The sequence below is a fragment of the Breoghania corrubedonensis genome, assembly GCF_003053845.1.
Lineage (GTDB): Bacteria > Pseudomonadota > Alphaproteobacteria > Rhizobiales > Stappiaceae > Breoghania > Breoghania corrubedonensis.
The window spans coordinates 523,864-531,252 of record NZ_QAYG01000002.1; the positions used below are offsets into that span (position 1 = coordinate 523,864).

The 7,389-nt window shown below is 65.2% G+C and carries 7 protein-coding genes and 1 pseudogene; 7 read left to right on the top strand and 1 reads right to left on the bottom strand.

Annotation, left to right across the window (positions count from 1 at the left end; all coding sequences use genetic code 11):
* Nucleotides 1–3: 3 nt before the first annotated feature.
* The 7 genes from C8N35_RS10510 (at nucleotide 4) to C8N35_RS10540 (ending at nucleotide 7,233) form a co-directional block, all read left to right on the top strand.
* Nucleotides 4–543, top strand: coding sequence for a hypothetical protein (locus C8N35_RS10510; RefSeq protein WP_107989621.1), 540 nt, complete (start codon nucleotides 4–6; stop codon nucleotides 541–543).
* A 37-nt stretch (nucleotides 544–580) separates the two neighbouring features.
* On the top strand, nucleotides 581–1,129 hold the full coding sequence (locus C8N35_RS10515; protein WP_107989622.1) for a SixA phosphatase family protein: 549 nt from the start codon (nucleotides 581–583) through the stop codon (nucleotides 1,127–1,129).
* Nucleotides 1,130–1,581: 452 nt separating this feature from the next.
* Nucleotides 1,582–3,039 (top strand): YcjX family GTP-binding protein, encoded by a 1,458-nt coding sequence (locus C8N35_RS10520; protein WP_428977105.1) that lies wholly within the window; start codon nucleotides 1,582–1,584, stop codon nucleotides 3,037–3,039.
* Nucleotides 3,036–4,097, top strand: coding sequence for a YcjF family protein (locus tag C8N35_RS10525; protein WP_107989624.1), 1,062 nt, complete (start codon nucleotides 3,036–3,038; stop codon nucleotides 4,095–4,097). Before C8N35_RS10520 ends, C8N35_RS10525 begins: the two co-directional genes overlap by 4 nt.
* A gap of 244 nt (nucleotides 4,098–4,341) precedes the next feature.
* Nucleotides 4,342–5,625 carry a sulfatase-like hydrolase/transferase gene (locus C8N35_RS10530; protein ID WP_170122069.1) on the top strand — a complete coding sequence of 428 codons (1,284 nt, stop codon included), beginning with the start codon at nucleotides 4,342–4,344 and terminating at the stop codon, nucleotides 5,623–5,625.
* A 99-nt stretch (nucleotides 5,626–5,724) separates the two neighbouring features.
* A complete protein-coding gene (locus C8N35_RS10535; RefSeq protein ID WP_107989626.1) occupies nucleotides 5,725–6,903 on the top strand; it encodes a vWA domain-containing protein in 1,179 nt (392 codons plus the stop codon).
* A 123-nt stretch (nucleotides 6,904–7,026) separates the two neighbouring features.
* Entirely contained in the window at nucleotides 7,027–7,233 is a 207-nt protein-coding gene (locus tag C8N35_RS10540) for a hypothetical protein (RefSeq protein WP_146177374.1), read from the top strand.
* Between the two features lie 77 nt (nucleotides 7,234–7,310).
* Here the strand turns inward: C8N35_RS10540 and C8N35_RS10545 are convergent.
* Nucleotides 7,311–7,389: pseudogene (locus C8N35_RS10545) on the bottom strand (IS5/IS1182 family transposase); the annotation flags it as partial.

Genomic DNA, 7,389 nt, shown 5'->3' on the forward strand with positions numbered 1-7,389 from the left:
CCCATGTGGCGCACGGTTTTCTCACGTTCCCCCGCGCTTTTGTATCTGGCGGCCGCCTTGGGGCTGGCGAACGCGTTCGCCAGCGTGCCGGCGCGTGCGGACGATGACGGCTGGCGGGAGGATTTCGGCAGCCTGACCCACTACAGCGGACTGTCCTGCCCGGAGCGCATCGGTGCGCTGGAGCGCTTCGAGGTCACAGGCACCACGTCCACGATGCTCGCCAGCTGCACCTATCGTCTGGGCGAAATGTCCATCGTCGTGCAACTGTGGGAGCAGGGATATCTGAAGCGTGCGCTTGAGAATTACCGCGCACGTTTTGCCACGATCGGTTTCAAGCGGGTCGCCGGATCAAGCATGGCCGCGCGCGGACTGACCTTCGTCGTCGGCCATGACGGCCAGACCCAGCGCCGCGAGACGATCTGGCCGGTCACGATCGGCCGGCGCGGCATGATCGTGTGGATGAACTATGCCTACCCGATCGATGAAGGCAGAATGGAAACGGCCTATACCGATATGGTGGAAATGCTGCGCGCCATGAAATGACCCCGCAAGGGATCACGCGCCCGGACGGAGACCGTCGATGCCCCGCCTGCTGCTGCTGCGCCATGCCAAGTCTTCCTGGTCGGAGGCGACGACCACCGATTTCGAACGTCCCCTTGCCCCCCGTGGACAAAAAGCCGCCCCGCTGATGGGCCGTTACATGGAGACGAACGGGCTGCTGCCCGACAAGGTGCTGTGCTCGTCGGCCTTGCGAACGCGCCAGACCTTCGCCGAGGCCCTGCCGTTCCTCGCCGGGGACTTCGACGCCCTGTTCCTGCGCGCGATCTACGACACGCTGGACGACGACTATCTCGACATCATCCGTGAAAATGGCGGCGATGCCGCGACGCTGCTCGTCATCGGCCACAATCCGGCGACGCACGAAACGGCGCTGGCGCTGGCCGGAACGGGAAACGCGGAGGACATCGCAAGGCTTGAGGAAGGCTTCCCGACCGCCGCCCTCGCCGTCATCGACTTCGAGGGGGCGGACTGGTCGGGGCTCAAATCGGGCGCCGGGCACCTTGTCAGCTTCATCAAGCCGCGCGAGCTGCAGGCCGCCGACGATCCCGAAGGCGAGACGGCGGACTGACCCCCGAATTGCAGCCCTTCGCCGGTGTCGCAGCGACAGCTTCGCTCGTCCCGCACCCGTCCCGGACCTCTCCCGTATCTCTCAATGTCATCCCGGCCGAAGCGCAAGCGGAGAGCCGGGACCCAGTAATCGGGATGTCTGGGTCCGGCAAGATCCTCGACCGCGGCCGCGACCTTTCCCGGCCAGAGTCGCAAACAGCAACGGTTACTGGGTCCCCGCTTTCGCGGGGATGACATCGAATGCGGGACGGAGGGCACGCCCTCGCACCCGCGCCCTTTCGCGAATGTCCCTTCGACGAAATCATTTGCACCTTCGCCTGCCCCTTCCTACATCTGGCGCAACGCAAGTGCAGGTTGGCGCCTTTTCGCGTGGCGGTGAACGCGTTTGCCCGAGCACGCCGCCACCTTCCGTGCCCGGCGTCCCGCCGCCCCACCCACGGAGTGATCCGGCCGTTGATCAGACTGACCGCACTCGCCGACGAGGCGCTGAACACCTTCGAGAACATCGTGGACGGTGCGCAGGCTCTTTCCGTGCCGACGTTGCGCCTGGGCGTCACGGGGCTTTCGCGCGCGGGAAAGACCGTGTTCATCACCGCGCTCGTCCACAATCTCGTCCATGGCGGGCGGCTGCCGCTGTTCGAGGCGGCCGCGAGCGGTCGGCTGGCGCGCGCCTTCCTCCAGCCCCAGCCCGACGACGCCGTACCGCGCTTCGACTACGAGGCCCATGTCGACACGCTGCTCGATGAACGCGTCTGGCCGCAATCGACCCGCCAGACCTCGGAGCTGCGGCTGACCATCGAATACGAATCCGCGACTTTCCTGAAGACCATGCTCGGGCGCGGCAGGCTGCATCTCGATATCGTCGACTATCCCGGCGAATGGCTGCTCGACCTGCCGCTTTTGAACAAGGACTTTTCGACCTGGTCGCGCGAGGCGCTGGAGCGCGCCCGCGATCCGGCCCGCAACACGCTCGCCGACGACTGGCTGCGGGCGCTGGCCGCGACCGATCCCGCCATGGAAGCCGAGGAGACCCGGGCGCGCGATCTCGCCGCCCGCTTCACCGCCTATCTCGCCGCCTGCCGGGCCGACGATCACGCCTTCTCGCTGCTGCCGCCCGGCCGCTTTCTGATGCCCGGCGACATGGAGGGCTCGCCCGCGCTGACCTTCTGCCCGCTCGATCTGGAGAGCGGCGGATCGGCGAAGCGCGGTAGCCTGCACGCGATGATGGAGCGGCGTTTCGAGGCCTACAAGAAGCACGTCGTGCGGCCGTTCTTCCGCGAGCATTTCGCCCGTCTCGACCGCCAGATCGTGCTGGTCGACACGCTCGCCGCGCTCAATGCCGGGCCCGCCGCCGTGCGCGATCTGGAGGCGGCGCTGGCCGGCATCCTGTCGTGCTTCCGCCCGGGCCGCAATTCCTGGCTCTCCGGCATTCTGGTGCGTCGGATCGACCGCATCCTGTTCGCCGCCACCAAGGCCGACCACCTGCACCACGCCGACCACGACCGGCTGGAGGCCATTCTGGCAAAGCTCGTCGAAAAGGCCGTGGCGCGCGCCGAATTCGCGGGCGCCGAGGTGGAGGTGACCGCGCTCGCCGCCATCCGCGCCACACGTGAGGCGCAGGTGCGCCAGGACGGCACGACGCTGCCCGCCATTCTCGGCACGCCGCTTCCCGGCGAAAGGCTCGACGGCGAAACCTATGACGGGACGAGCGAGATCGCGCTCTTTCCCGGCGACCTTCCCAACGATCCCGCCGCCATCTACGAGGCCTCGACGGGCCCCAGCCCCGATCTCCGCTTCATCCGTTTCCGCCCGCCCAAACTGGAGCGCACGGCGGAGGGGCTGACCCTGTCGCTGCCGCATATCCGGCTCGACCGGGCGCTGCAATTTCTTGTTGGAGACAAGCTCGCATGAGTGCCGAACCGCCGCGCCGCGCACCGCGCGCCTTCCGCATCGACGGCGACCGCATCGTGGACGACGAAAAGCGTCAGCGCCCGCGCGAAAACGGCGGGCAGGCGCGCAAGGCGCAGGCCGAGATCATTCCCGAGCCGCCTCTGCCGGAGGAGATCGTCGCCGTGCCGGTGGCCCCGCCACGCTCGCGCCGCTGGGGCCGCGTGCTGGCGATCGGGCTCGGCGGCCTGATCTCGCTTGGCCTGGGCCTTGCGATCGACAGCCTGATCCGCGATCTCTTCGCTCGCACCGACTGGCTCGGCTGGACGGGCCTCGCCTTCGCCGGGCTTGCCGTACTCGCCGTGCTCGCCCTCGTCATCCGCGAGATCGCCGGGCTTTCGAGGCTGAAGCAGATCGACCGGCTTCGGGCGAAGTTCACGGCGGCCGCGGAGGCCGATGACCGCAAGACGGCGGGTGCCGCGCTTTCGGAACTGACGGCGCTCTATGCCTCGCGGCCCGAGACGGCGCACGGACGCAACGCCATGGCGGCGCATTCGCGCGAGATCATCGACGGGCGCGATCTCGTGGTGCTGACCGAGCGCGAGCTTCTCAGCCCGCTGGACGCGCGTGCCCGCACCCTCGTCGCCAATGCCTCCAAGCGAGTGTCGATCGTCACCGCCATTTCCCCGCGCGCCGTCGTCGACCTGCTGGTCGTGGCAATAGAGAACCTGCGGCTCATCCGGGCGCTGTCGCAGCTTTACGGCGGCCGGCCCGGCACGCTCGGCATCTTCCGGCTGGTGCGCCACGTTCTCGGCCATCTGGCCGTGACCGGCGGCATGGCGGCCGGCGACAGCCTGTTGCAGCAGGCGCTGGGTCACGGACTGGCGGCGAAGGTCTCCGCCCGGCTTGGCGAAGGCGTGATCAACGGCCTTCTGACCGCCCGCATCGGCGCCGCGGCAATCGACGTCTGCCGCCCCGCCCCCTTCATCGGCACGCCCCCGCCCCGTGTAACCGATTTCGTCGGCTCCTTACGCAAGGCCGCGGAGACGGTGGAAGCGGAAGAGCCCCGCCCCACGCGATAGGCGGCAGCGGGTGCGGTATTTTTCGCGAGGACGTCAATAAAATGTTCAACGCCGCCCGTTAGACCTTTTCCCGTTCAAAGACGGCAATTCTGTTGAGGATTGCACAATTGACGGGGCCCGCATGGCACTTTCCGAAACGGCACATTCCACGGACGACGGAATAGTCTCTGCGTTATCAAACAAATATGCGTGGCTCCTCGCCTTTGCAGGGGTACTGCTCCCAAATATACCGTTTCTGGCACTGATGGTGTTTGCCTGTCCGAAACGCTCGGGCGCCGTCGTAATCTATCTTCTGGTGGCAATCGCTTCGCGAAAGGTGCCCGGCTGGGCGACCGTCGCCATGCTGGTGGCGGCCGTTACCATCGACACCTTCATGGTGATCGCGGGGGTCTTCGACCTCGCCCCCACCCTGTTGCTGGAATCGATCCGTTACGCGGTCGCCTTCGATTTCTTCGGCTCCACCGCCTACCTCATCGCCGCCTCGGTCCTTGTCGCGACCGTCGCCGTGACGGCCTGGCTGCTGATCCACTTTCGCGCGCAAATGCAATCGGTGAGCCTGCTGCCGGCGATCTTCATGGCGATCGCTGTCCTTGCCGCCGACATCGCCGTCAACACGCCGAGCAAGAATATCGACCGGCTTTTCGGCGCGCTCTATTCCTCGGACATTCCCTTCACCTCCGCCATGAAGAAGACCGGGTTCGAGCAATCGGCCGTCACCGACGGTCACAACCTGCTGCTGGTCGTGGTTGAAGGCATGGGTGCCTTTGACGCTCCCGAACACCAGGCGCTGCTTACCAGGCTTCTGGAAACCCGGGATCTGGAGAAGCGCTACAGCATCACAACCGGCACCTCATCCTATTTCGGTTCGACCACGGGCGCGGAGTCGCGCGAATTGTGCGGTTCCTGGGGAGACTTCCGAGATTATCTCGGCAAGCCGCACTACAACTGCCTGCCCGCCCGCATGGCCAGGGCCGGCTATGAGACAAGCGCTTTCCACGCCTTCACGGGCAACTTCTTCAAGCGCAAAGCGTGGTATCCCCATGTCGGCTTCGAGCATCGGCACTTCATGGAAGATCTGGTCGCCGACGGCACGGATCCCGATCCCTCCTATTGCGGCCTCACCTTCAAGGGCCTGTGCGACGGCGATGTGGCGCGCCGCGTGCGCACCTATCTTGATACGCCCGACGGCAAGCCGCGCTTTGCCTACTGGCTGACGCTCAACACACACATGCCGATCGCGCCGGGCAGCGGCACGCCGAGGCTTTCCTGCGACACGGACAATCCGTTTGCCGATCACATGGTCTGCGACATGACCGAGATGTGGATGGATGTGATGAACGATATCGCCGCGATCGCCGGCGATCCGGACCTGCCGCCCACCGACATCGTCATCGTCGGCGATCACACGCCGCCAATGTGGACCCGCAACGGGCGCAATGCCTTCACCCCCGGCAAGGTCGCCTGGTACGCCTTGAAGGCGCGCGCAACCCGGCAGGTCGCCCATACTACGGCAGCAAGCCGGCCTTGACCTTGCGGCCGGGGCAAGGGAGTCTGATCCTTCAGCCGTTCCGCCGGACCGCCTGAACGGGATCTCACGGCCGGAAGAACGGCGCCACAAGGATCAGCGATGTTCGTCCACTTCTTTCAGGAACTGAAATCGGCGGGGGTCCCGGTTTCCTTGCGCGAATACCTGCTGCTGATGGAGGCGCTGAAAGCGGACCTGGCCCAGCGTCGCGTCGAGGACTTCTACTATCTCGCCCGCGCGAGCCTCGTGAAGGACGAGGCCAATCTCGACAAGTTCGACCGGGTCTTCGGCCATGTCTTCAAGGGCCTCGACCTGATGAGCGAGGCGGTGGAAGGCGCCGAGATCCCGCAAGAATGGCTGAGGAAGCTCGCCGAGAAGCATCTCACGGAAGAAGAGAAGGCTGAGATCGAAGCGCTTGGCGGCTGGGACAAGCTGATGGAGACGCTCAGAAAACGGCTTGAGGAACAGAAAGGTCGCCATCAGGGCGGCAACAAGTGGATCGGCACCGCCGGCACCTCCCCCTTCGGCGCCTACGGCTACAATCCCGAAGGCGTGCGCATCGGCCAGAACGAAAGCCGCCACCGGCGCGCGGTCAAGGTCTGGGACAAGCGCGAGTTCAAGGACCTCGACGATACCGTGGAGCTGGGCACGCGCAACATCAAGGTGGCGCTGAAGCGCCTGCGCAAGTTCGCACGCACCGGCGCGGCGGAGGAACTCGACCTCGACACCACCATCAAGGCCACCGCCCACAAGGGCTATCTGGACGTGAAGATGCGGCCGGAACGGCGCAATGCGGTCAAGGTGCTGCTGTTCTTCGACATCGGCGGCTCGATGGACGACCATATCCGCGTCTGCGAGGAGCTGTTTTCAGCCGCACGCACCGAATTCAAGGTGATGGAGCACTTCTACTTCCACAATTGCCTCTACGAGGGCGTGTGGAAGGACAACCGCCGCCGGCACGCGGATGTGACGCCGACCTTCGACATCCTTCACACCTATCCCGCCGACTACAAGGTGATCTTCGTCGGCGACGCCTCAATGAGCCCCTACGAGATCGCCTATCCCGGCGGCGCGGTGGAACACTGGAACGCGGAGGCCGGCGAAACGTGGCTGAGACGCGTCATCGACCTCTATTCGCGCGCGGTCTGGCTCAATCCCGTGCCCGAAAAGCACTGGGGCTACACCCAGTCGATCGAGATGATCCGACAGATCATGAATGACCGCATGTACGCGCTGACGCTGGAAGGTCTCGATGCGGCGATGAAGGAACTGGCGCGGTAGGTGCGCGCTCGCGCAGGCGACCCTGTTAAGAGCAGCGCCGGAGCCTCTTGCCGACACGGCTCTTAACAGGGCATGATCCGGGAATACCGGGCCGAGCCCGGCATGAGACTTGGGGGGCAATCGATGGAATTGAATCAGTATTTTGGTGTGGCACTGATCTGCCTCGGCCTGCTGACGTTGGCTGCCCGGTTTTTCGGCTGGAACCGTCTGTTCTGGAAACGAGATCGAATGATGAAGACGTACGGCCAGACGGCCGGGGCGGAGATCCACTTCTTCAGCTATACCATCGTCCCTTTGCTCGCCGGCATCTTCTTTATCTACAATCCCTGATCAAATGTCGCTTCCGCCCCGAGAGCAACCCGCATTCATGTGGACACGGGGTGCTTCGGTCTAGGTTGTGTGGACATTTATCGAAGCCAGAGGACGATTGCGGCCAGAGTTACGACGGCGAGATAGTTTCTGGCCGTCTTCTCGTAGCGTGTTGCG